Raw genomic sequence first — 23,513 nt, 5'->3', positions numbered from 1 at the left:
CGGGAGACCCCGCAGGCGTTTACGCCGAGGAGGCTTCCGTTTCTCCCCGCGGAAAGCGAGTACCTGCAGCGGAGAGGAACGGACTAACTTCAAACAGCACCATTACCTTTTCAATTCAGAAAAAAAATACCCCAAAAATGGAGTATTTTACGCTGCAATATCTCTTTTCGTAAACACAGTAAAACTAATAACATGAAAAACAATAAAATATAGTAAAAACATAACAATAGAAAACAACAAAGTAGTTCCTTCCACTAACGGACTTCCTTGTATAACAGATTCAAAATTAATATTCGCAAACGGTGAAAACTTAGCCCATTCATACTTCATTCCAACAAGCTGAGTAACCGTCGTACCAGTAAAGTAAAGGAAAATCGATATCCCAATTGCTAAAGAGTTATTTCGGAAAACACTCGAAATCATAAACGCAATCGTTGCATACATCATTACTGCTATCGACTGTAAGAACAACTTAAATACTATCGCAGCAAACGGTGACCATACAAATACTTCTCCATTAAAATATTGCAGGGACGGCTGACTTTCAAACCCAAAAAAGATCGCTCCAACAATAAAGGAAGAAACAAATAATAGACTGAAAAATATGAAAGTAAAGATGAGAACAGCGATATATTTGGATAGCAATATTTTACTTCGCTTAATCGGGCGAATCATTAAAAGCTTAATCGTACCCCAACTAAATTCACTTGCTACCATCCCACCTGCGATGATAATAACGAACAACGTAATAATACTAGAGAGTCCAATATTATCCTCAATAAAATTCCATACAGAATAATTTTCCGTTGGAGGTAAATTATTCTCTAAACGGTATTCATTTAGTGCAATTTGTCTTTCATAATAGCTAATATCACCGAAAGAATTACTTTCTAAAATTTCACTATATGTTTCGTTATCGCTTTCTAACTGTTGACGCCAATCTAGCGGCCCATCGGCACTTGAAGGCATATTGTCTAAAAGTAAAACAAAAACTAATCCTAAAACCGATAGACCTACTAAAATAGAAGACATAACGTAAAAGCTCGGCCTTTTAAACCACTTAATACATTCATTTTTAATTAAATTTATCATCATTATGCCCCCTTCTTACTCGATGTTTTTTCAAGGAATTTTTCTTCTAATGTTTTTGACTGTTCCCTTACTTCATATATTGAAATTTTCTTTTCTACTAAAAGACTGATTACCTCTGGCATATTGTCTCTTTCGATAGAAGCGTGCAGCTTATTTTTCACTATCGTTGCCTCGATATCCATCGAGTGAAGGATAGATAATGCTTCTTCCACAGGTGTAACCTGTAATTCGTAAAGGGTACTATCGTCATGAACAAAATCTTTAATACTTTGTATATCTAGCAATTCTCCTTGCTGAATGATGCCGACGCGATCACACATTAATTCCATTTCCGATAATAGATGACTAGAAACGATGACAGTCATTCCTTCTTCTCGGGCTAATCTTCTTAAATAATCACGTATCTCTCTTATTCCAGCTGGATCAAGTCCATTCGTCGGTTCATCGAGAATTAGCACTTTCGGTTCATGAAGTAGTGCTTGTGCTATCCCTAACCGCTGTCTCATCCCAAGTGAATACGTCTTTACTTTTTCTTTAATTCGCTTCTCTAACCCAACTAATTCAATAACTGCTTCGATTCGTTCTTCTGTAATACCTGGAATCATTCTCGCGTATTGCTTTAAATTTGAATAGCCGGATAGAAACTTATACATTTCTGGGTTTTCGACAATCGCTCCTACTTGTTGCACAGCTTTTTCAAAATTTTCTTTAATACTATATCCTGCAATTTTAATATCTCCTGAAGATATTCCCATAAGGCCTACCATCATTCTTATCGTAGTAGTTTTCCCAGCACCATTTGGTCCTAAAAATCCAAATACTTCTCCTTCATATACATCAAACGATACATTTTTAATAATTTTTTTACCTTTAATCTCTTTACATACATCTTGTAACTGAACCGTTACATTATTCATTCTTTCTCCTCCCTACAATTCTACTTTTTTGTTTACCAATCTAGCACTTACCAAAAATAGTAATAGCGCAATTCCTCCATAGAAAACCAACAGACCGATTGATGCATTATTTAAAGCAAATTCATATAGAATCTCATCTTCATTATTAGTAAAAATGGATTGATATAAGTTAATAGGAATCGGCCCAATTTCTAGTAACCTTGTATACATCGCTGAATTAGAAAATAAAGTATGCGGAATCATAGTTGCATAAGCTAAAATCGCCACAATAATGGAAACTATTATTTTATTTTTCATTTTCATAATTAACGTGTAATAAATACTCCAATAAAAGATAGCCCAAACTGCAATATAAATCGAAGCAAGCCACACGCCTGTTGTTACATTGATAAAATCAGAAAAATCCATCTCTAGTAAATTCTTAAATAAAAGAATTGATATCCCGTAAAGTAACATTGATAACAATATCGAGAGCAAAGCTGATACGACTGCCATAATAAGCTTACTTCCGATAAATAAAACCATAGAGTTTGGATTATGAAGCCAAACTTGTGTTTTTGCTTCATAAGACAAGCTCGTCAATATATGCCAAAGGGGATAAAATATATGAAGTGACACAATAAAACCTAAAGCATAAAATGGAACTTCTAACTCGTTAAAATATTGACCAATACCGATACTAACTAACCAGATTGCAAAGATTACTAATAAATTTCGCAAAAACCACGTCTGGGACAACATCCAATCTTTCCGTAAAAGCCCAGTTAAAGTTCTCACTTTTCTTCCCCCTTTATTCATCAAATTGTTGAATCATCCAGTCTTTTACGGAAAGCTGTTGATTTTCTCTTAACTGTTCTACGTTTTGTTTTGCTAAAAAGTTTCCATTTTTTATTAATACGACATCATCTAACAGTGGTTCTATTTCATCAATCTCATGAGTTGCGATAATAATGGTCTGTTTTCCAAAATCAACGTAAGTTAACAAGCCTTTTACAATGGAATTTCTAACCATTGGGTCTAACCCAGAAAATGGTTCATCCATTAATACATACTCCGCATTTCTAGCTAGTGCTAACACTAACTTCAACCTACCTCTATTTCCCTTTGATAAATGTTTTAGCTTTTTAGATTTATCTAGCTTCATAAACTGTAATAACTTTTCTGCCTTATCATTTTGAAAATCAGTAAATTGACTCGCATAAAAGTCAATCATATTTTGAACAGTAAATGGTTCATAATAAAAATCTAATTCTGTTAAATACGCTACCTTTTTAGCAATCGTTCTATCAACTTTCTCCCCATCTACTGTAACGAAACCTTTCGTTGGTTTCACTAACCCAGCCATCATTTTTAAACTTGTAGATTTTCCACTACCATTTGGTCCTAGTAAACCAGTTATTTTTCCTTTTTCAAATATAATGGACGTTTGACCTAGTGCAATATCTTTACCATACTGTTTTGTTACACTTTCGAATTTAATCACGGTCTTCTCCCCCTTTTAAAAACATTTGTACACTATGAACAATGTTTTGGTCCTCTATACCGAGCTCCCTCATTCCGTTAATGAATCTTTCAATTACTTGCTTCTCCATCTCTACTTTTAACTGTATAAGAACCGTATTGTTTTCTGTCACAAACGTTCCTTGCCCTCTCCTCGTTTCCACCATTCCCATCCTCTCCATCTCTTGATAAGTCCGCTGAACTGTGTTCGGGTTCACCTCCGACTGTATAGCCATTTCACGTACGGAAGGAAGCTTATCTCCGGGTTTTATTTCTCCTCTAATTACTTGTTTCGTAATACGGTCTATAATTTGTAAATAGATCGGCTTATCAGTATCATACTTTGTCACGTCATTTCCACCACCTTATCAATCAACCAACTACTTACATAAATAATTCCCAGCACTACAGTCACGTATGTCGCTATCCCACCTACCGATAACATTTCTGGCCCTAATCCAAAATAGGACATTCCGCTTTCTTGATCACCTATCGTAAATTGCGTGACAAGCTGAATTGGTATCGGACCAAATTGTAAAATTGATTCATAAACGTCCCATTGAGATATTTTGTTTATACAATAGTTTGTTATTAGAAAGATAACGATTAATACAATACCTTTCCATTTCTTTAAAAAGGTAACACTTCCTAATGATTGATAAACGACCCAATAAAAAAGTCCTAAAACTCCAAAATAAATGCCTATAATAGTTATTCCGATACTGTAAAAAAATATATCCACACTAATATTTGTGTAAACTTGAGAGTACGGAATAATTCCTTTATACAATTTTAAAACAACATAAAGTATCAAACTGAAAATAGAGATACTGATCACATTTATAAAAACAGCAATAAGGAGTTTACTACTAACTAAAGCTAGAGTCGATTGTGGAGAATGTAGCCATAAGTGTGTTTTGCCTTCTAAAATTAAGCTGCTAATAAAGAACGCAAAAATGTAAAAAATGTGAAAGCTAAAAATAGTTAAGCAAGCTCCAAATAATATATACGGATTATCGTAATATTGAGAAAAGCCCCAACTTATTAAAATAATTCCAAGCATAATGAATAAGCCAATCATCATCCAATTTTTTGATAAGAGCCACTCCTTTTTCAATAAACCTTTATAACTATTCATTTTTTTCACCCATTTCGTATTAGTGTTCTAGTTAGATAGTACACTAAAACAACGTGATGGTCAATAGGCAACTTTCCGATAATTTTTACTCTTCTGTAATAATATTTTCTATATTTATCCTCTATTTTTATAAAATTATTTGTATAATAAAGCTATAGAGGAAATTGCTAGGAGTGAAAATATGGAGTCAAGGGAACGAAGAATACATAATGACAAACAAGACTATAAGGTAGGCACAGTAAAGAAACTTATGAACACTTTCAGTTCGTTCTTCCTACATGCTCTTTCGTTAGCAATAGTAGCAGTATTTTTATTATGGGTATTACAAAAGATATAAGCTTTCATTGACAAAAATAAAAAGACGAACCCGAGTGGGATTCGTCTTTTTATTTCCCTTTAAAATACGCCCGTTAAATAAAACGAACTTACAGAAGAGCTTTTCTTATTATGACTTTTTTACACTTTTATTTTTAGCTTGTCCTTCTTTAATTGGTTGATGTTTACTCTTATGGTATTTTACTTTACTTGTAGCATACATAACACCGAAAGTACCAAAAACTAAAACTAATAAAACTTGAATAAATCTCGATGTAATCCCAAAAACACTACTAGAAAAATAAACTAATAAAATTGGGATAAGAACAGTATATAAAGAATAAACAAATCGATATCTTTCGTCTACTTCATGTTCAACTCCACACTCTTCACAAATAATCGGTCGATAGCCAAAAAATACAGATTTAAACCTAGTTTTAAATGTTATATCCTTTTTACAGTTAGAACAATGTTGAAAACCCATTATAATCTCCTTTAATACGGTATTGGAAATGCTTTTCTCTCTTTTATAATAGCAACAGTTTACGTGTGCTACAACTATAAAAAACCCTTCTAAAGTCAAAAAATCGACTTGAAGGGTTTCTAAATAACATCATTTTTCTATAGTTTTCTCGTCATAACAGAAATAAAGTCTTCAATAAAACGATTGTAATCCATTTCAAGTGCAATGTAATCTAACAACTCTTCTGGTTGCTCCTCCGGCTTTGGTCGAAAATCCGCAATAGTAGCGCCGCGAAATGGACCATCTTTTGTTTCAATTTCAACTCTTCTACGCGCATATTTAAATGCATCGGGATTTGTTAATGCAAAGAGCGGTACAACATCATGGATTGGACTTCCCATCGTTCCAGGGACTAATTCCTGATAAGCCTCAAAATAGTAATCAAAAACTGCTTTTAATAACGGTTGGAATGGATTATTTTCTGTCGCAACAATACGATTCACTATTTCAGGAGTAACAATTGCTTTGTTCGTTACATTTAACGGAAAAACGACCGAATTACGCGCTTTTTCCAACACTAAACTAGCCGCTACTGGGTCACCATGAAAATTTGCTTCGGCGGCTGGCGTCACATTACCTGGTACGAAAAAAGCTCCTCCCATAATATAAAAGTAGGGAACAGTATTCATAATCTCTTCTCCAGCTAAGTTAAAGGCAATTGCTAATGAAGTTGCTCTTCCTACGTCTACTATTATTAATTCTTCTCCATACTTTTCAATTAGTTTAAACACTTCATCGATATTAAGTAGCTCTCCTACAATAGTTTCCGGAGGTTTAATTGGACCTAAACCTTCCTCTCCATGAATTTCTGGATAATATGGAGTGTACTCACCAGATAACGGACCTTTTGCACCACCTATTATCATAATGTTTCCACTATTAGCTAATGAGATGAGAAAGGCTGTGTTTTGGGTAGCTTGTTCTTGTTCGACATTTCCATACCCTGATACAATTCCAACAACGTCTAATGCTGGATTTAAAAGTGCATACATAATAGCGATAGAGTCATCAATGCCAGGATCACAAAAAAGCAGAACTTTTTGTCTTTCCATTGTTTCTCCCTCCTTACATTACATTTATAAGTATATGTAAGTTGAATTTAAAAAGAATTAATCGATAACACCTCGTTCAATAATCGTAACATCTGCATTGACTGTTACCGGTATATCAGGATATTGGTCCTCCCACTTTTTAATATCAAAACCTCTTTTTCTCGTTTTCACCTCAAATCCATATCCGAACGGATCAATTTCTTCTTCTTGAAATCTTTTTATTAAGTTTAAACACTCTGTTCTTAAAACACCCTCAAATGTTTCTTGAATAGTCGCAATCAATTTGTCATCTACCTTTGCACCTGTATAATCTCTTAGCGCACCATTCAATTTTAACTTAATATTGATTTGGGGCACATCGCCATTCCAATCTATATTTATCTTCTTCTTTGATCGTATACTCATAATAGAAACTGATTCTCCGTCTGGTAAATCTAGGACGAATATCCCTTCTGTGTAGTGATCAGCTAGTAGCTTAAAAAAGAATAAATCGCGAAGCTCTATTGTTGATGCTAGTTTATCTTTTTTCAAAATGCCAACACCAGTAATACCTAGTTTCCCATCACTAAGACCGATTATTGGCAAATTCGGATCTTTTCCTTCCTGGTAATAGTCATTTAAAAATACATGTAAATTTGTTCGCGGTAAATCTCTTCTTTTCATATTATGTTCAAGTAAGTTAGTAATATAAGAAGCCGTACTTCTGTTACCGTAATTTCCTGATAAAATATCAACAGTCGGATCTTCTGAAACCATAATATATAAGCTAGTACCAACATAAGCATCTCTTTGTAAACCATCAATGAACTGAATGATTCCTTGTTCTGCAAGGTCTCGATGAAAAATAACGTTTTCGATACTACCTAACACAATCGGATCAGTAGCTTTTTTTTGCACCGTACTAACTAAGTCTTTATTTGGTTCTGATATATCTGTAATAGTTTCATTGTTAATTGTTTGATCTGCCTCATATATTGGGATTAACACCGTTCCCATTACTTCATTTTCTTCCGTTAAATCATAGCCAATGCCCGTTAAAATGTTAATATCATCTAATATTTGTTTCTCAACACAACCTGTTAAAAGGAAAATAAAAATGATGATTAGTGGCTTAAAGCTTTTCATTTTTACGCTCCTTTCTCCATTTTGCAAACAGTACAAGTAACCATAACATTGGAATATAAACGTAAATAACGTAAAAACCTGCTTGTCCAAAATAGTTATTTAAATCATTAATATACTTTCTGTCTTCAAATAATAAACTTGCAGCAAAAACAATAATGACTGTTATGAGTAACGTTTTTTTATGTTTAATTTGAAAAACTCTTTTCCCTATTCGGCTAGCACACCATATAAAAATACATACGTTTGGCAAAATAATTAAACACCAGTTTGCTATTCCTATATATTCAATTCTCTCAACGAAAGGTAGCTCGATAATTTTCCATAAAGATAATGTTGCCCAAATATTTTTAGCTAATTTTTCTTCGCTAAAATAAGAAAATGTTAATACTGCCATAAATAAATACGTAAGCGTTGTTGCTAATACACCTAAATGTGCCCATCGAACAGACTTTTCATGATTTTTTACGAATGGGTAAAAAACTATTAGAGCTTCTAACCCAATAAAAGTTAATGTCATATCTTTTGCTGATAATAATATATCCTTTACGGAATGATCAAACACAGGCAATAGATGACGAAAATTCATATATTCAAACGGAATAATAAACGTTAAAAGCAAATATGCAGGTAGAATAATCCCTAAATATGCAATTCCTGTAACTGCTCGAAATCCTGCAGAAACGATATAATAAACTAACCCCATAAACATCAGTGCAAATAACCACGTTTGCAAATTAGGAAACATCCAAACTTGTACCACTTCAATGTATGTCCTTAATACCGTAATTGCCGCAAACGTAAAATATAAACTAAATAGAAAAGATAAAAATCCACCAATCCACTTTCCGAAAACAAATTGATGAACAGAAACAATATCTTCACCGCCACTCTTTTCAAATATTTTATACATACACCAAATGATAAAATGCAAAAAAGCCCCTGCAATAATAACCCCCATCCAGCCATCATAGCCCGCCGACATTGCAATGATGCGTTGAAAACCTAATGCACCAACCCCAAATTGAGCACTAAATATTAAAAAAGCAACTAAAAAATACGATATTTGAAATTGTACAGGAATTTTTTGCATATATAATGCTCTCCTTACATTACTTACTACTCATCAATATCTTTTTTACGAGTACCGGCATTTTTAACATGTCGATTACTTTTTTGTGGTTGAAGAAAAGCTGGTCTCTTCTTTTGAAATGAGATTGGGAATCGTAAAATTGCGTCCTTTAAATCCTCTACTCTCGGAGGGTATAAAGGTTCTAAATACGGTCTTGCTAGTGATGTTAGTCGTAATAAATGTGCTGCTAAAATGCAAAAACAAAATACGATTCCTAATAAACCTAAAAACTCCGCGAACAAGAGAAATGGAAAACGTAATACACGAATAGTGTTACCCATCTTATAAACAGGTGTTGTAAATGAGGCTAACGCTGCTAATGCAATGATAATTAACAATACGTTACTTGTTAATCCTGCTTCAACAGACGCTGTCCCGATAACAATTCCACCCACGATACCGATAGTCTGTCCGACTTTTGTCGGCAGTCTTGCTCCTGCCTCACGCAACAATTCAATTGTTAATTCAAGAAAAATTGCCTCTAATATTGGTGGCAATGGCACTACATGTCTAGAAGCAACTAACGTATTCAATAAATCTTTCGGAATTAACTCGTAATGATATGATAAAACTGCGACATAAATAGGTGTAATAAGAATCGAAAATGCTACTGAAAATACACGAACTATACGGAAAAATGAAGCAATTATATAGTTTAAAAAATAGTCTTCAAAAGAAGAGAAAAATTCGATTAATGTCGTTGGTCCAAGTATCGCATGAGGAGAACCATCCACTAAAATGGCTATTTTCCCTTCTACTAACCCTGAGGTTACCCTGTCTGGTCGTTCCGTATCTATAAGCAGAGGGAAAATTGTATTTTCATGATCTGAAATTAATTGACCTACGTATGAAATGTCGTTAATATGGTCAAAGTTTACTTCATTTAGTTTATCTAACGTATATTGCAAGTTCTCTTTATTTACTAAATCATCTACATAGAGTACAGCCACTTTTGTATTGGATACCGTCCCTAGCGTTACTTCCTCTATCGTTAACATCGGCGTATTTAAACGACGACGGATTAAGTTAATATTGGCATCGATATTTTCAATGAATGATTCTTTCGGTCCTACTACGCTGTACTCTACTTCTGGTAACGAAATGCTCCGTTCACTGACCATCGAAGAACGAACTAATAAACCTTCTGGATCTTTTTCACCTATTTGTATGAAAATAAAACCCGATAACATCTTTTCTTTAATTACTTCAGTATCAGAAGAAATCTCAATTGCCTCAACCGGAAGGCTGTTTTTTAATTGTTGAAGAGTATTCCATGGCTGATTCGAAACGTAATGTAGAATGTCACGGTGTAAGAAATTCGTATCACATAATGTACTATAATAGTTAACCCAATAAGAATTCGTACCATCCGATGTTTTATAGGAAAAACGGAGGAAATCAGATGATTTTTCCATTTGCGTAATTAACTGCGGAACAGACATTTTGTCTTTACTATTTTCCTCATCTTGCCTAGTACCAATTAGCCATTGGATAAATCTCTTCATATTTCTACCTCCTTCCAAATACCATATTTTAGTTTTCCTAGTTTGGAGGTAGATATACATTTTAAGTAATCTGAACGAAGGGCATGAATTACTAGTTTCAAGAAGGTTAAAATACAAAAAACTGCCCTTTAAATAATAATGCTTTTAAAAGGGCAGTTTTTTGTATTTATTTATTTTCCTAGCTTACGTACAATTTCAACGATATCTACTAATCGGAGATGATACTTATTCTTATCTATATCTTTTACGGTAATTCGATGGGTTGAAAATCGGAAGGAATGTATTTTTCCTGTAATTTGAATAATTTCTCCTTCAAACCAAGCTGTTAAACGAACTGTTTCTTTATTCAAATATATAGAATGAAGCAAGTCTTGTATATATTGAAAATCTGGAACATCATCTGGAAAAACTAAAAAAGCTTGCACTGTACGATTGTGCTCGTTTTTCCATAGAAACATTGATTGTGAAACAATTTTATTACTACGTTTATGCTCCATTAAACTCCCTCCTAATATTTGCATAAAATGTTTGGAAAAATGTTGTTGTATTTACTATGCATATTCTTTTTATTAAACATCATGACATTTTTTGAGTAAACGTTAGATAAAAATAAATAAAACTAGTCTATTAATACGACTCTTTATTTGTACCATATTATATATGTAAATTACTACAGAAAAGAAATTAGTTTTATATAAAGATGCAAAAAAACAAAAATCCACGGAATATCCGTGAACTTTTAACTACGGGGTTCATCCTCATATTTGTATAATATTTCTCCATTATGCTTTGCAATACCTCTAAATTGTTTAAAGTCTTCTTGAGCAACAAGTACTCTTCTAAAATCCATAAAATTCTCTTTCGTTATCATATATTCGTGTAACTCTCGACTACGAAGCTTGTCTAAAATCTCCGTAACAAACTGTTCGTTCATAATGTCCCTCCTGAAAATTCACTTATGTTAATTGTATACGAAACTATATATTTTAAAAAGATAATTAAAAATTCAAAAAAATATATTAAAAACTATTTACGTTTGTGGAAAAATGTTGCAAACTGTATGTAATACTTTTTTGCATAAATATTGCATATAAATTGCAAAAACATTATATTTGTGAATAGTATTTATACAAAGGTCCTAATGAAAAGTTTTAACTTTCATTTAAAGATAAAAAGTATAGGGGAGAGAGAAAATATGAAAAAAGCAGAGGTTGGAAACATCATAGAATTTAGAGAAGGATTAAAAGGAGTCGTTGAAAAAGTTAACGAAAACTCCGTAATTGTTGACCTATCTTACATGGACAACTACCGTGAACTCGACCTAGAACAAAGAACAGTCGTCAACCACAAAAACTACAAAATCATCACACTATAGAAAAGCGCAGACGGCTCGCAAAGACTCGTATGAACAAAGCTATTTAGAAAATAAAAAGAAAAAGCAGTTGGACACAATAGCGTGCAAATGCTTTTTCTTTTTTTATTTTATTTTTCATCTACTATATTCTGTCATTTCTCTGTTCCCGAACATGTACACCGTTTACTTAAAATCTGTTTCCCAACTAATGCTGTTAAGTCTAGGTTAAGAGCCTTTTCCTGTTTGTGTTGTTCCCCTCTATTCATTAGTCCTTAACTGTTTACGATTAATGGCCGTTGGCGGTTGTTCTATCCATTTGTTTTTAATCATAATATCCGCCCCCTCTTTAGACAATAATGCTGCTTCCCCTGAAAGTTTTTCATACTTCACAAGTAAGTCTGATCGTTGACTAGCTGCCGCTGCAGCCGCATAATTTCCAATTCCCGCAGTTGTCAAAAAGGCTGTATGGGTCATTATTAATTTATCCGAAAATGGCGATATTGTACTATCTGTTATCCTTAATTGTTCAGAAAGTGGAGGTTCAATATCCTCCTTCCGCAATATGTTAATAAATGTTTCCATGTGACTTTTGGCCATTTCTTTTGCTTTTAGTGAGAACTTTTGCACTTCTTCGTTTTTAGTAACTTGTGCAAAGGCTTCACATAAAATCCTTCCAACTTGATTCGTACGTAAATTAAATGAAAGATGTGTCACTTCTATAGCATTTAACGGTCTCTTTTCTTTCAGAGGATTGATTCCACTTAAATAATCCTTATCGATAATAAAAGATGGCGTTTCACCATACGTAAGTGAAGGTGCATTTAACAAAATCCCCATTTCTGTCATTTTTACAGCAATTCTTTCATATATATCAGCTGTTTGAACTAGAAATGAATGATAAAGATGTCGAATTTCTTTGTTCGTAACAGTTGCTAACGCCGAACTATATGTAACCATACCAACTTTATTCATATGAAATAAATAAGTTAAAATTGTCGGATCTGAAAATAATCTGGGGGCTTGTAGATTTAAGTCGTTTTCTGTAAACCCGATAGAAGAAGGAAGAGAATAATCCCAACTTATTTTTTTTACACTCTCTAGTTGACTAGTTACAATTTCGTACATATATACTATTTCTTCTCGATATGAACTCTCCTCCACATGCTCTAAAAAATATCGTAGTATTAATTCAGTCATTGTAATGTTTATATAAAGTGTCCATAATGTACTAATTTCTGCAGCGAACATTTCATCTCTCTTCAAGGACTATCCCTCCTAATCTTTGTAGGGATAGTATTCACTATTTTCATTTAAAGTATTGAAAAGCAAATATAAAAAAGACTATTCACAATGGAATAGTCTTTTTTAATTAACGATTATTGACAGTTTCAGGATACATATCATGGTTCATCAGACGGTAATGTGCCATTTCTTCATATTTCGTCCCCGGTTTTCCATAATTCGTATATGGATCAATAGAGATACCACCACGTGGTGTAAATTTCCCCCATACTTCAATATATCGAGGATCCATCAATTTAATAAGATCATTCATAATAATATTCATGCAATCCTCATGAAAATCACCGTGGTTTCTAAAGCTAAATAGGTATAGCTTTAATGACTTACTTTCTACCATTAGCTTGTCAGGAATATAACTAATATATATTGTCGCGAAGTCTGGCTGGTTCGTTTTTGGGCAAAGGCTCGTAAATTCTGGGCAATTAAATTTAACAAAATAATCTCGGTTTGGATGCTTATTTTCAAAAGTTTCTAAGACATCCGGACTGTATTGAAATAAATAATTCGTCCCTTGATTACCTAAAAGTGTTACTCCTTGTAATTCTTCATCTTTTCTTCCTGCTGTCATTTTCTTTTCCTCCTATACACCACGTTTATTGCCCCAAATATACGTATGAAGCTGTGGCAGTACTCTTACAAAATTCATTTCTTCGTCTTTCATTACTTTCTCAATTAACCACTCGTATTTAACAAATAAATGTTCTCTTAAATCTGCAGTTGAAGTAGTCTCTATATCATCATTTCCTACTTGTACAAAAAAAGGAACGTTTGGATATCTTTGATGAACCTTTTTCGCATAAAGAAGATCTTCATCGTTAAATACAACTACTTTAAGTGATATTTTATTCATTTCAAGTTTAGAAATAATAGAATCTAACATGGCAAAATCAGTCTTCATCGTTGAGCTTGGGGGCTTCGGAGAGAGTGTTAAATCATCTATTGCCTTCATCCAATCTTTCCACTTACTCCCTTGTGTTTCCAGTGCTACTTTTACACCATTATCATGCAATAATTCTACTAAATAGGAGATAGATTGTAATAGTGCTGGATTTCCACCAGAAATAGTAACATGTTTAAAACTATTTCCTCCAAGCTCTAATAGTTCAGACCATATTTGCTCAGCTGTAAGCATTCGGATATCGTCCTTTGCACTGCCATCCCATGTAAATGCAGAGTCACACCAGACGCATCGATAATCACAGCCTGAAGTACGCACAAACATCGTTTTTTGACCTATTACCATTCCTTCACCTTGAATAGTTGGTCCGAATATTTCTAAAACAGGTATTTTTTTATTCATTTTTACTACAATCCCTTTTAGGTCGATAAATACAGTAGCTTGTTGGTGTTTCTCTAACAAATATTTGTAAGCATGTTGGTGAATTAGGTAATGTTTGTAAATGCTGTTCAATCGTTTCCCACATTTTTCGAGCTACTACTTCTGTTGTCGGAAAATGATTTGAATCTTCATCGCTAAATACTTCTTTATGGTCATTTAATACTGTATGATCATATTTGTCGTGTAAAAGTTTTTTTAATATTTGAAAATTAACAAGAAACCCAGAGTCGTCTAATTCATTTCCTGCTACAGTTACATTTATAAAATACGTATGGCCATGTACTTGTCGACACTTTCCAGCTGAAACTGTTGGAATATAATGTGCTGCAGCTATTTGCATGTCTTTGTTTAATTCATATTGATAGGAATGAGGTACTTGTGGGTATATTTGTTGTAGCATCTCAGTTGTTTCCCTTCGTTTCTAAATATTGTTCTAATCCACGTTTTCTTAATTTACAAGCGGGGCATTCTCCACACCCATCTGCAACTATTCCGTTATAACACGTTAATGTCTTTTCTTTTATATAGTCAAGTGCATGAAGCTCATCAGCTAGTTTCCACGTTTCCGCTTTATTTAACCACATTAGCGGGGTATGAATAACGAACTGATAATCCATCGATAAATTTAATGTTACGTTCAAAGATTTTATAAAGACGTCCCGACAATCAGGGTAGCCACTAAAGTCTGTTTCACAAACTCCTGTTATAATATGGCGCGCTCCCACTTGTTTCGCAGCCACTGCAGCAAACGACAGAAATAAAAGGTTCCGACCGTCTACAAAAGTATTCGGTACCTCCCCTTTCTTTTCTTCAATATCTATGTCATCTCTCGTTAATGCATTAGCAGATAATTGACTTAAAAGTGACATATCTAACACTCGGTGCTTTACTCCTAAGTCAGAAGCAATTTTTTTAGCGCATTCTATTTCTAAATTATGACGTTGACCGTAATGAAACGTCACAGTTTCTACTTCTTCAAACTGTTCAAGCGCCCAAAATAAACAAGTTGTACTGTCTTGACCACCACTAAACACAACAATTGCTTTTTCATTTTTCTTCATTGCTCTCTCTCCCTTCTACTAATTTGTATAAAAAGAATAAAAAACGCTAACCCTTTTAGAGGTTAGCGTTATAAGTTCGTATAAAAACTAATAATAAGACAAAGACTTTAAAATAGTTTTTTATAGAGGGTTTAGCTATAACCTCTCCTAATAGTTAATAGGCAAGTGTATTAAATTTTATAACTATAATAATATAACACACTCTATATTTTTTGACTACATTATTGTTTTATCTGTTGAGAATGTCCTACACCAATTGCTAAATAAAAGGCTCATTGCAGAACATACGGGAGGTACCTCATGTTCTGTACTTTATTTTTTATTCGTCGTTTCATTTGCTAGCTGCTCAAATGATTTTACTTTACCGTGTTCATTTTGAGAGTTTTTCCTCGTTTTCCATTGACGTTCTTGCTGACTTTTTGATTGAGTCAAAATCCATCCCTCTTTCTTTTCATATAGTTCAAAGTGTAGAATATGCTTAAATGATCTTTTTATACATTTCCCTTATGGAGGTATGTGAAATTGACTCAATTCGGCAAGCTACTTGCAACTTGGATTTTAGCAAATGTGTTAATAGGAATTAGTTTTACCTTCAGTACATATTTTTGGACGTTATTTCCCCTCTCCATGATTATTCTTATTTATATTTCTTGGAAAAGTAACGTAGATTTAAAAATAACTAAATTGAAATACAATAGTAATATTATTGGAATTATCTCAGGCATTAGCTTATATTTTTTATTTCTTTTTACATATGTAATTATTAAAAGTTTCTTTCCATACTTTGTTCCTTTTGTTCAAGATCTTTATTCAGTTGTTGGACCTAAACAATGGTGGCATTATGTACTTTTACTTATCATAATACCTGGGGAAGAAATATTTTGGCGTGGCTATATTCAAAAGAAGTGTATGCAAATGTATACTCCAAAGTTAGCAGTTCTCGTAGCATCCGCCCTTTATGCTGTTGCACATATATGGAGCGGAAATGTGATGTTAGTTGCCGCTGCAGCACTATCGGGTCTTGTTTGGGGATATTTATATGTATGGACAAAGAATTTGACTGTTGTCATCCTATCTCATTTCTTTTTTAATTTATTTTTACTTCTCATACTACCACTTACTTTTTAACCTTTTCCTATTTAAACTTAACATGTATAATGAATAGTGGAATTTTTATACATAGGGGGCTAACGTATGGATGCGATTTATCTTTTTGTCATTGCTGCTGTTATTGCTAGTTTCGGAATAACGATTGTTGTTCGGTCTACGATGGATAAAGTAATGGAAACACCTGAAAAACTTGCTAGCTTACAATCTCGATTATTTATATTTGTTGCATTAATCGAGGTCGTGCCGTTAATTTTAATCGTAATAGGATTTATGTATTTAATGGATTCTACTGTTAATGCGATTTTACCACTTGGTGTCGTAATATTAAGCGTGCTTGTAAACTTTATTAGTTTATTCGTAAAGAAAAACGAACTCATTTCACACGAAAGTCACGTACAAAACTCGCTTAATACACTATTTATGATCGGAACAGTGTTAATGGCTGCTATACCACTTGTAGCTGTAGTAGCAATTATGGTGAGATAAGAACAAAAGCGTAGGGCATAAGCGCCATAGCTAGACGTCACAACACGAAGAAAGACACTTCTTTATAAAAGTGTCTTTCTTCTTTTTTTCATTATTAATAAAAATAATAATAATAAACTTAAATAGCCAAAAAACGGGTATAAATGTTCAATTAATGTTGCATAACCAATTTGGCTAATAATATAAATGATGGATACAATAGCAAAAGTTATAAAATGCTTTGGTATGGATAAAACCGTTTCTAATTGTTTTTGAATCCCAAATAGATTACTCACAACGGATGTAAAAATTTCACCATAAATGACAATAACATAAAAGCCATACATAGAAACGAGTGAGACCTTTACTACTTCCGCCATCGGTATTTCGTATTGAGTAAAGTTAGGTAATGAAGATAACGATATATGACAAGTTAATAAAATAAAACATAATAATAACCCACCAATAAAACCTCCTCTTTTTATTACCCAATCATCATTAATCTCTCTGGCAAGTGGCACTAGGACAGGCTGAGCCAATGCAATATTTAGACTTCCATACAAGATTGGAGCAAAGAGACTCCTCCAAATAGAATTTGTCCCATTTTCCCCTTTCATAAAGGAAAATCCATGATCGACAACTGCATCAACCGATATAACGATACTAAATATAATTAAAATCGGTACGACAATAATATTTACACTTACAAGTCCTTTAACTCCTTTAAAAACTGTTATGAGAGCTAAAATAATAGTTAAAATTAATCCGATTTGAAATGACCAACCTAATTGTTCAGAAAATACTGCCCCTGCTCCAGATAACATAACAGCAGCAACACAAATTAAAATGACTAACATAAAAATATTAACGATAAGTCCAATCTTTTTTCCAAACAAATATTCGTTAAACTGCTGATAGGATGCTGCACCGATATCTTTTGCGATTAACATCATTTTCGTGCCTAGCCAAATAAATAAAAAACCTGTGATTAGTATAGTGATAAACCCGATAGAACCGTACTGTGTAAAAAACTGGACAATCTCTTTCCCTGTTGCAAAGCCCGCTCCGACGATGGTACCTACGTAAACTGCAGCAATTTGAAATGCTTCCATCCAGTTCTTTTTCAAAAGCGTTCACCTCACCTACAATAGCTTGTCATTCTACTATATGTAGGTTGCATTATAGAAAGACTAATAAACATAAACTAAAAGCTCTAACAAAAAAGAAAAGCGTACAAATTTCATGTAGCTTCTCTTTCTTTGTCTTTTATTTGTTATTAAAGTTTACGAAAAAAACTAAGTAACATTACCGGCTTACTTGGACGAATAAAACGAAAACCACGGCTTTTGAATTCAGGTATTTTAATCTTTATTTTTTTTGAACTTTTACTACCAGGGTAGCTCATATGTAAGATAATCATCGTACCTGTTGTAGCATGCATAAAGATATCGTGTAAATGGTTTTGAAATGCTTCCGCTTTTATATTTTCTACAACATGTATTTTTTCGATATTTTCTTTTGCACTTTTTTGCAATATCTCTTCTGTTTTCTCTTCCGTTACTACGTCTTTTGGTAAATGTTCTACTACTTTTTCTGCCTTTTTTTGTTGGACAATCGCTTCTTTCATTTTTTCATCGGTTTTATTCATGAAATCTACATCTTCTTTTTTTGATACACTGTTACGCATTTTTTTAACTGTTGTTAAAGGTGTTTTCGGTACAGAAAAGTACATACCGCTACCAGTAACAAGTTGTTCTTGTAATGGCAAAAACGTACCCTTTGTATTTTTTAAATAAAAAACTTTATCAGATTCCTTATCTTTTTTGGAGGAATCACAGTCCTCTAACACAACGGCTATTACTTGGTCATTTTTACTAAACCGCGTTTTTATCGATTTGATTTTTTTGTCCCATTTTTCCGGCAGGTTATATTGTTGAATTAAATATTGTTTCATCTCGTCAATGGAATGGATCTCCGGTTTGTTCTGTAAACTATATTCCGGAAAAATTGGTGTTGTTAACGGTGTGCTGAGTATTGGATCTTCTATATTTTCCTCGGTTTTTATTACTTTTGTAATGGATTGACATGAGAATATATTAAAAAGTAATACTGCAGCAAATAGTATGTGAAAGAAATTGCTCATAATAACCTCCCACATACTATTTTTTCCGTAACGAAAAAAAATATGTATTTTTATTTACTTTAATTCATAATCGGATAAATGAACAAATTCATATCCTTGACTAATAAGTATCGGAATTGCCTCTTTTACTCCAGCAGCAGTATTACTGCTAGGCTGATTCATATGGAGAATAACGATTGAACCATTTGTGGAATGGAGTAAACTTTGCTTAACTCTTTCTCGCGAAAATGTTGCACCAGCATCTCCATTTATACTAAAATTCACAACTTCAAGGTTCAAATCATTCGCGATTTTCACACTTGCCTCATCATAATAGGCAGTACCCGAGCGAAAATAACGTGGTGTATAGCCTGTCAATTTTGTTATTTTTACTTGGTTGCCCATAATTTCATTTACAACTTCCTCTTGCGATGTTGTACTTTGTATACCCCAAGCGTAGTTAGAACGAATAGATAACGGCTTATGTTCTGTACCATGGTTTTCAATTGTAAACAACGGATTACTTGCCAGCTGAAGAAATTCCTCCATATTCGCATCAATCCACCTAGCATTTACAAATATGGTAGCCTTAATGTTTTCAGCTATTAAAAAGTCTATTAAAGTTTCATCATAACCACTACCATACTCACCGCCACACGCATCAAGTGTTAATGCTATAACTTTTTCATCTGTATGAAGCATTGTTTTCACACCAAGTACATTTTCGGAAAAGTTATTTGTAGTATTATATTGTTTATGAAGTGCATCTTTTTCTAACTGTGAGAGTAGTTCCAGTTTACTTGGTACATTGTAATAATCTTCTGGATTACTTTTCTCAAAGCTAGATTTAATGTGATTGGCATGATTTCGCACATTAAAATTATTAACGGAACATCCAACGATTAGTATACAAAATAAAAGTAATACATTTAAATATTTCATACATCCCCCTATACCCCTAGACAATATGAATATTTATATCTTTATCGAGTTTTCGTAATGATCGATGAAGAAGACTTTTTGTGCAATTGATGATATTGTACCCATGCGCTTACTGCAACTTCTGAATCATAAAATGGAATAGAATTGTTCCCGATGATTTGAAATTTATCATGTCCTTTACCAGCAATGAGTACTACATCTCCTTCTCCTGCCAATTGTACTGCTCGATAAATAGCCATTCTCCTATCTCCAATACATTCATATTGATCATGAACTGCTCCTTCTGCTAAACCGTTAGTTATCTCATCTAAAGGTTCATCTAAAGGATTGTTTGTAGTAAATATAACATAATCAGAATGTTCTGTCGCAACTTCCCCCATTCTTGGTCGCTTCCCTTTATCGCGATTACCACCCGTTCCTATGACTGAAATAATTTTTCGTTTATAGAACATTTTCAAATGATGTAACACCTTTTTTATCGCATCTTCCGTATGTGCATAATCAACAATAATTGTACATGGATCTTGATCCACTAATTTCTGCATCCTTCCGATTGGTGGATGTATATTTTTAATACTTTTTATTATGGTTGGAATAGATAACTTATCTGATAATGCTGCAATTGCCGCTAATAAATTATACACATTAAACTCTCCAACTAACGGCGAAACAACGTCGTAAGTACCGTTTGGCGTGTTTAACCGAAATAATGTGTGGTCCATTTTGTACTGTATATTATTTGCCTTTAAATCTGCATCATTTTTAATTCCATACGTTATAACATTTGCACCTGTTATTTGCTCATAATAGGTAGATGCTTCGTCATCTGCATTTAACACAGCCATTTTTTGTTTCGTGAAATCTTGCCCTAACTGTGAAAACAACAACCCTTTTACATTTTTGTAATTCTCCATCGTACCGTGATAATCTAAATGATCACGAGTCAAGTTTGTAAAAACTCCAGTTTGAAAGTCCACTCCTGATAGTCTCCCTTGTAATAACCCGTGAGATGAAACTTCAAGCACAACATCCGTCACACCATTTTCAACCATATCATGTAAAACTCGTTGTAATGTTAATGAATCATTTGTTGTATTTTTACTCGGGAGCTTTTTTCCATTAATATCAATTTCAATCGTCCCGCAAAGTCCTGTTTTATATCCTTCTTGACGTAAAATATTATTTATAATAGTCGATACAGTCGTTTTTCCATTCGTTCCAGTTACACCAATGATAGAAAGTTTAGATGATGGATGACCATAAAAAGTGCTAGCTAAGTGAGCTAATGCCTTTACACTGTTATTTACTTGAACGTAACAGACACTTCCCTCAACCTCTTCTGGCATTTCTTCTACTATAATAATGGTTGCACCTTTTTCAATGGCAGCGTCTATATAACAATGACCATCGACGGTATATCCTTTTATACAAACGAAAAGAGAGTTTTCTATTACCTCACGAGAATCACAATGAATAGAGTCGACGGAATTTGGTACACTACCAACAATTTTACGGATTGAAAGTGCTCTTAATAAACTATGTGTTCGGATTGCTCTCACACCCTTTCATGAAAGAATGGTTAGAATAACTAGCTAATCGTGTATCGCTTCATTACTAATCGATTTATACTAGTTCGTCTTATGCGACTTTCAAATTTAGTAAAATGATAAATGGTTTGTATAAGTCAAAAAGTTAGTGATGAAAACAGAATTCGTCTTTTTCTATTGTAGTCAAAAAAAGCCAGTCGAATTCCTCGACTGGCTAATGTTTTATAATTCTTTATCATTTACTTGTTTTAAATATGCTTCAATTTCGTTAATGACGGATTGTACACACCCTTCTTCAAACGGGGATTTTAAGTTAGCAACCTTTACTAATTGCGTAAAAGATAGACTACCACCCTTTTTACAAAGTTCTAAATAATCATTCCACGCTTCTTCTTTGTTTTCTTGCGCTCGCTTCCAAAATTGAAGCGCACAAATTTGCGCAAGTGTATAATCAATATAATAAAATGGGGAAGCATAAATATGACCTTGCCTTTGCCAAAAACCTCCATTTTCTAAATACGTGTTCCCATCATAGTTCCGGGAAGGTAAATATTTTTTCTCCATTTCTCTCCAAGCTTTATTTCTTTCAGCTGGAGTTGCATCATAGTTTTCGTAAATATAATGTTGAAATTCATCAACTGCAACCCCATAAGGAAGAAAGCTTACAGCTCCACTTAAGTGAGCATACTTGTATTTTTCAGTGTCCTCTTTAAAGAATAAATCCATCCATGGCCACGTAAAAAACTCCATACTCATAGAGTGAATTTCACAAGCCTCGTACGTTGGCCAATTATATTCAGGAACTTTGAAATCACGGCTCATGTACACTTGAAAAGCGTGTCCAGCTTCATGTGTTAGTACATCGATATCTCCACTCGTTCCGTTAAAATTAGAAAAAATGAACGGTGCCTTATATTGTGGAATGAATGTACAATAGCCACCAGCTTCTTTACCTTTCTTTGCTACTAAATCCATCAAATCATGTGTGAGCATAAACTGGAACCATTCATTAGTCTCTGGTGAAAGCTCTTCATACATTTTCTTTCCGTTTTCGATAATCCAATTTGGGTCACCTTTTGGAGTAGCGTTTCCTGATTTAAACTTAAAGTTTTCGTCATAAAACTTTAAGTCCGAAATTCCGATTCGCTCACCTTGCTTTTCTTTTAATTGCTCTACTAATGGCACGATATACTCTTTAACTTGATCACGAAAATTTCGTACCATTTCCGCATTATAATCTGTTCTAATCATTCTTGCATAACCTAGTTCAATAAAGTTTTCAAAGCCTAATTTTTTCGCAATTGTTGTTCGAACTTTTACTAAGTCATCAAAAATTTGATCCAACTGTTGTTGGTTTTCAGAAAAGAAATTGAACTTTGCTTCACTTGCACTTTTTCGAATAGTACGGTCACTAGACTCAATGAATGGATCTATTTGTGCTAATGTTTTCTCTTCACCGTTAAACGAAATTTTAGCGGATGCTATCAGTTTATTGTATTGAGTAATAAGCTTATTTTCTTTTTGTAATTCTTCTATTATAGAAGGGTGGAACGTTTTCAATTCACATTCAGCTAAAGCAAATAATTGACTCCCCCACTTTGCTTCAAGTTCATTACGAAATTTCGATCCTAATAGTGCTTCGTACAGCTTCGTGTCAAGCGCCTGAAATAAAGGAGAAACTTCATCAAAATATTCTTGTTCTTCTCTATAAAATTCATCATTCGTATCAACAGAATGGCGAATGGATACTAAGCTTGATAGTGTACTAATTTCATTTCTAATTTCATTTATTTTCCTTAATGCTTCCTCTTGGAAAGCAACAGTACTCGCTTCAGAAAACTCCGTTAGTAACAGTTCATACTTTTCTTCTAATTGACCTACATTCGGTCTATTATATGGATATTCATGGAACTTCACAATTTAACCCCTCTTCTATATGTAATAACTGACCCAAACGACTATTTCGCTAAAGACT

28 protein-coding genes are annotated in these 23,513 nt (G+C 33.5%); 4 read left to right on the top strand and 24 right to left on the bottom strand.

All coding sequences use genetic code 11. The features are described 5' to 3' along the window. Positions 1-147: 147 nt before the first annotated feature. From BC6307_RS09340 to BC6307_RS09315, 6 genes are read right to left on the bottom strand one after another with little or no spacing between them, the layout of a single operon-like run. Positions 148-1,095: an ABC transporter permease gene (locus BC6307_RS09340; protein ID WP_235858060.1), complete on the bottom strand. Its 948-nt coding sequence runs from the start codon at positions 1,093-1,095 to the stop codon at positions 148-150. Beyond that, on the bottom strand, positions 1,095-2,009 hold the full coding sequence (locus tag BC6307_RS09335; protein ID WP_066412624.1) for an ABC transporter ATP-binding protein: 915 nt from the start codon (positions 2,007-2,009) through the stop codon (positions 1,095-1,097). Before BC6307_RS09335 ends, BC6307_RS09340 begins: the two co-directional genes overlap by 1 nt. 12 nt (positions 2,010-2,021) lie before the next feature. Further along, a complete protein-coding gene (locus tag BC6307_RS09330; protein ID WP_066412622.1) occupies positions 2,022-2,786 on the bottom strand; it encodes a hypothetical protein in 765 nt (254 codons plus the stop codon). Between the two features lie 13 nt (positions 2,787-2,799). Further along, positions 2,800-3,492 (bottom strand): ABC transporter ATP-binding protein, encoded by a 693-nt coding sequence (locus BC6307_RS09325; protein WP_066412620.1) that lies wholly within the window; start codon positions 3,490-3,492, stop codon positions 2,800-2,802. Beyond that, on the bottom strand, positions 3,485-3,859 hold the full coding sequence (locus tag BC6307_RS09320; protein WP_066412618.1) for a GntR family transcriptional regulator: 375 nt from the start codon (positions 3,857-3,859) through the stop codon (positions 3,485-3,487). Before BC6307_RS09320 ends, BC6307_RS09325 begins: the two co-directional genes overlap by 8 nt. Continuing rightward, positions 3,856-4,647 (bottom strand): hypothetical protein, encoded by a 792-nt coding sequence (locus tag BC6307_RS09315; protein WP_066412610.1) that lies wholly within the window; start codon positions 4,645-4,647, stop codon positions 3,856-3,858. Before BC6307_RS09315 ends, BC6307_RS09320 begins: the two co-directional genes overlap by 4 nt. Positions 4,648-4,828: 181 nt before the next feature. On the opposite strand from BC6307_RS09315, the gene BC6307_RS24760 reads away from it, so the two are divergent. Continuing rightward, a complete protein-coding gene (locus tag BC6307_RS24760) occupies positions 4,829-4,984 on the top strand; it encodes a hypothetical protein (protein WP_157076594.1) in 156 nt (51 codons plus the stop codon). A gap of 108 nt (positions 4,985-5,092) precedes the next feature. On the opposite strand, the gene BC6307_RS09310 is transcribed toward BC6307_RS24760, so the two are convergent. The 7 genes from BC6307_RS09310 to BC6307_RS09280 form a co-directional block, all read right to left on the bottom strand. Next, positions 5,093-5,446: a TIGR04104 family putative zinc finger protein gene (locus tag BC6307_RS09310; RefSeq protein ID WP_066412608.1), complete on the bottom strand. Its 354-nt coding sequence runs from the start codon at positions 5,444-5,446 to the stop codon at positions 5,093-5,095. A 137-nt stretch (positions 5,447-5,583) separates the two neighbouring features. Next, positions 5,584-6,537, bottom strand: a complete 954-nt coding sequence (locus BC6307_RS09305) for a nucleoside hydrolase (RefSeq protein ID WP_066412606.1) — start codon at positions 6,535-6,537, stop codon at positions 5,584-5,586. Between the two features lie 57 nt (positions 6,538-6,594). After that, positions 6,595-7,662, bottom strand: coding sequence for a Ger(x)C family spore germination protein (locus tag BC6307_RS09300; RefSeq protein WP_066412604.1), 1,068 nt, complete (start codon positions 7,660-7,662; stop codon positions 6,595-6,597). Continuing rightward, a complete protein-coding gene (locus tag BC6307_RS09295) occupies positions 7,649-8,752 on the bottom strand; it encodes a GerAB/ArcD/ProY family transporter (RefSeq protein ID WP_066412602.1) in 1,104 nt (367 codons plus the stop codon). Before BC6307_RS09295 ends, BC6307_RS09300 begins: the two co-directional genes overlap by 14 nt. A 26-nt stretch (positions 8,753-8,778) precedes the next feature. Then, the gene (locus BC6307_RS09290) at positions 8,779-10,296 is read right to left on the bottom strand and encodes a spore germination protein (protein ID WP_066412600.1); all 1,518 of its coding nucleotides are present in this window, start codon (positions 10,294-10,296) and stop codon (positions 8,779-8,781) included. Between the two features lie 170 nt (positions 10,297-10,466). Continuing rightward, complete coding sequence (locus BC6307_RS09285; protein WP_066412597.1) at positions 10,467-10,793, bottom strand: YolD-like family protein; 327 nt, start codon at positions 10,791-10,793, stop codon at positions 10,467-10,469. Between the two features lie 242 nt (positions 10,794-11,035). Beyond that, complete coding sequence (locus BC6307_RS09280; RefSeq protein WP_066412594.1) at positions 11,036-11,230, bottom strand: hypothetical protein; 195 nt, start codon at positions 11,228-11,230, stop codon at positions 11,036-11,038. A 261-nt stretch (positions 11,231-11,491) separates the two neighbouring features. On the opposite strand from BC6307_RS09280, the gene BC6307_RS09275 reads away from it, so the two are divergent. Then, entirely contained in the window at positions 11,492-11,671 is a 180-nt protein-coding gene (locus BC6307_RS09275) for a YkvS family protein (protein WP_066412591.1), read from the top strand. 237 nt (positions 11,672-11,908) lie between these two features. Here BC6307_RS09275 and BC6307_RS09270 read toward each other — a convergent pair whose 3' ends face one another. From BC6307_RS09270 to BC6307_RS25240, 6 genes are all read right to left on the bottom strand, one after another. Then, complete coding sequence (locus BC6307_RS09270) at positions 11,909-12,913, bottom strand: DUF3231 family protein (RefSeq protein ID WP_066412588.1); 1,005 nt, start codon at positions 12,911-12,913, stop codon at positions 11,909-11,911. A gap of 106 nt (positions 12,914-13,019) precedes the next feature. Next, a complete protein-coding gene (gene queF / locus BC6307_RS09265) occupies positions 13,020-13,520 on the bottom strand; it encodes a preQ(1) synthase (protein ID WP_066412586.1) in 501 nt (166 codons plus the stop codon). 12 nt (positions 13,521-13,532) lie between these two features. Further along, entirely contained in the window at positions 13,533-14,252 is a 720-nt protein-coding gene (gene queE, locus BC6307_RS09260; RefSeq protein ID WP_066412584.1) for a 7-carboxy-7-deazaguanine synthase QueE, read from the bottom strand. Beyond that, positions 14,245-14,691 (bottom strand): 6-carboxytetrahydropterin synthase QueD, encoded by a 447-nt coding sequence (gene queD, locus BC6307_RS09255; protein ID WP_066412581.1) that lies wholly within the window; start codon positions 14,689-14,691, stop codon positions 14,245-14,247. The genes queE and queD overlap by 8 nt, the downstream gene beginning before the upstream one ends. Before the next feature lies 1 nt (position 14,692). Further along, a complete protein-coding gene (gene queC, locus BC6307_RS09250; RefSeq protein ID WP_066412579.1) occupies positions 14,693-15,352 on the bottom strand; it encodes a 7-cyano-7-deazaguanine synthase QueC in 660 nt (219 codons plus the stop codon). A gap of 312 nt (positions 15,353-15,664) precedes the next feature. Further along, on the bottom strand, positions 15,665-15,784 hold the full coding sequence (locus BC6307_RS25240) for a DUF6254 family protein (RefSeq protein WP_220096668.1): 120 nt from the start codon (positions 15,782-15,784) through the stop codon (positions 15,665-15,667). 90 nt (positions 15,785-15,874) lie between these two features. On the opposite strand from BC6307_RS25240, the gene BC6307_RS09245 reads away from it, so the two are divergent. Then, a complete protein-coding gene (locus BC6307_RS09245) occupies positions 15,875-16,480 on the top strand; it encodes a CPBP family intramembrane glutamic endopeptidase (RefSeq protein WP_066412578.1) in 606 nt (201 codons plus the stop codon). A gap of 66 nt (positions 16,481-16,546) precedes the next feature. Beyond that, entirely contained in the window at positions 16,547-16,948 is a 402-nt protein-coding gene (locus BC6307_RS09240) for a hypothetical protein (RefSeq protein WP_066412576.1), read from the top strand. Between the two features lie 62 nt (positions 16,949-17,010). On the opposite strand, the gene BC6307_RS09235 is transcribed toward BC6307_RS09240, so the two are convergent. From BC6307_RS09235 to BC6307_RS09215, 5 genes are all read right to left on the bottom strand, one after another. After that, complete coding sequence (locus BC6307_RS09235; RefSeq protein ID WP_157076596.1) at positions 17,011-18,039, bottom strand: YkvI family membrane protein; 1,029 nt, start codon at positions 18,037-18,039, stop codon at positions 17,011-17,013. 164 nt (positions 18,040-18,203) lie between these two features. After that, entirely contained in the window at positions 18,204-19,070 is an 867-nt protein-coding gene (locus BC6307_RS09230; RefSeq protein WP_066412571.1) for a hypothetical protein, read from the bottom strand. Positions 19,071-19,124: 54 nt separating this feature from the next. Beyond that, complete coding sequence (locus tag BC6307_RS09225; protein ID WP_066412568.1) at positions 19,125-19,991, bottom strand: polysaccharide deacetylase family protein; 867 nt, start codon at positions 19,989-19,991, stop codon at positions 19,125-19,127. Positions 19,992-20,032: 41 nt separating this feature from the next. Then, positions 20,033-21,550, bottom strand: a complete 1,518-nt coding sequence (locus BC6307_RS09220; protein WP_066412566.1) for a UDP-N-acetylmuramoyl-L-alanyl-D-glutamate--2,6-diaminopimelate ligase — start codon at positions 21,548-21,550, stop codon at positions 20,033-20,035. A 210-nt stretch (positions 21,551-21,760) separates the two neighbouring features. Continuing rightward, positions 21,761-23,455, bottom strand: a complete 1,695-nt coding sequence (locus BC6307_RS09215; RefSeq protein ID WP_066412563.1) for a M3 family oligoendopeptidase — start codon at positions 23,453-23,455, stop codon at positions 21,761-21,763. Positions 23,456-23,513: the final 58 nt, after the last annotated feature.

This window comes from Sutcliffiella cohnii, assembly GCF_002250055.1.
Lineage (GTDB): Bacteria > Bacillota > Bacilli > Bacillales > Bacillaceae_I > Sutcliffiella > Sutcliffiella cohnii.
The sequence above is the reverse complement of the archived record's forward strand: the minus strand, read 5'-3'. Positions and strand labels throughout refer to the sequence as shown.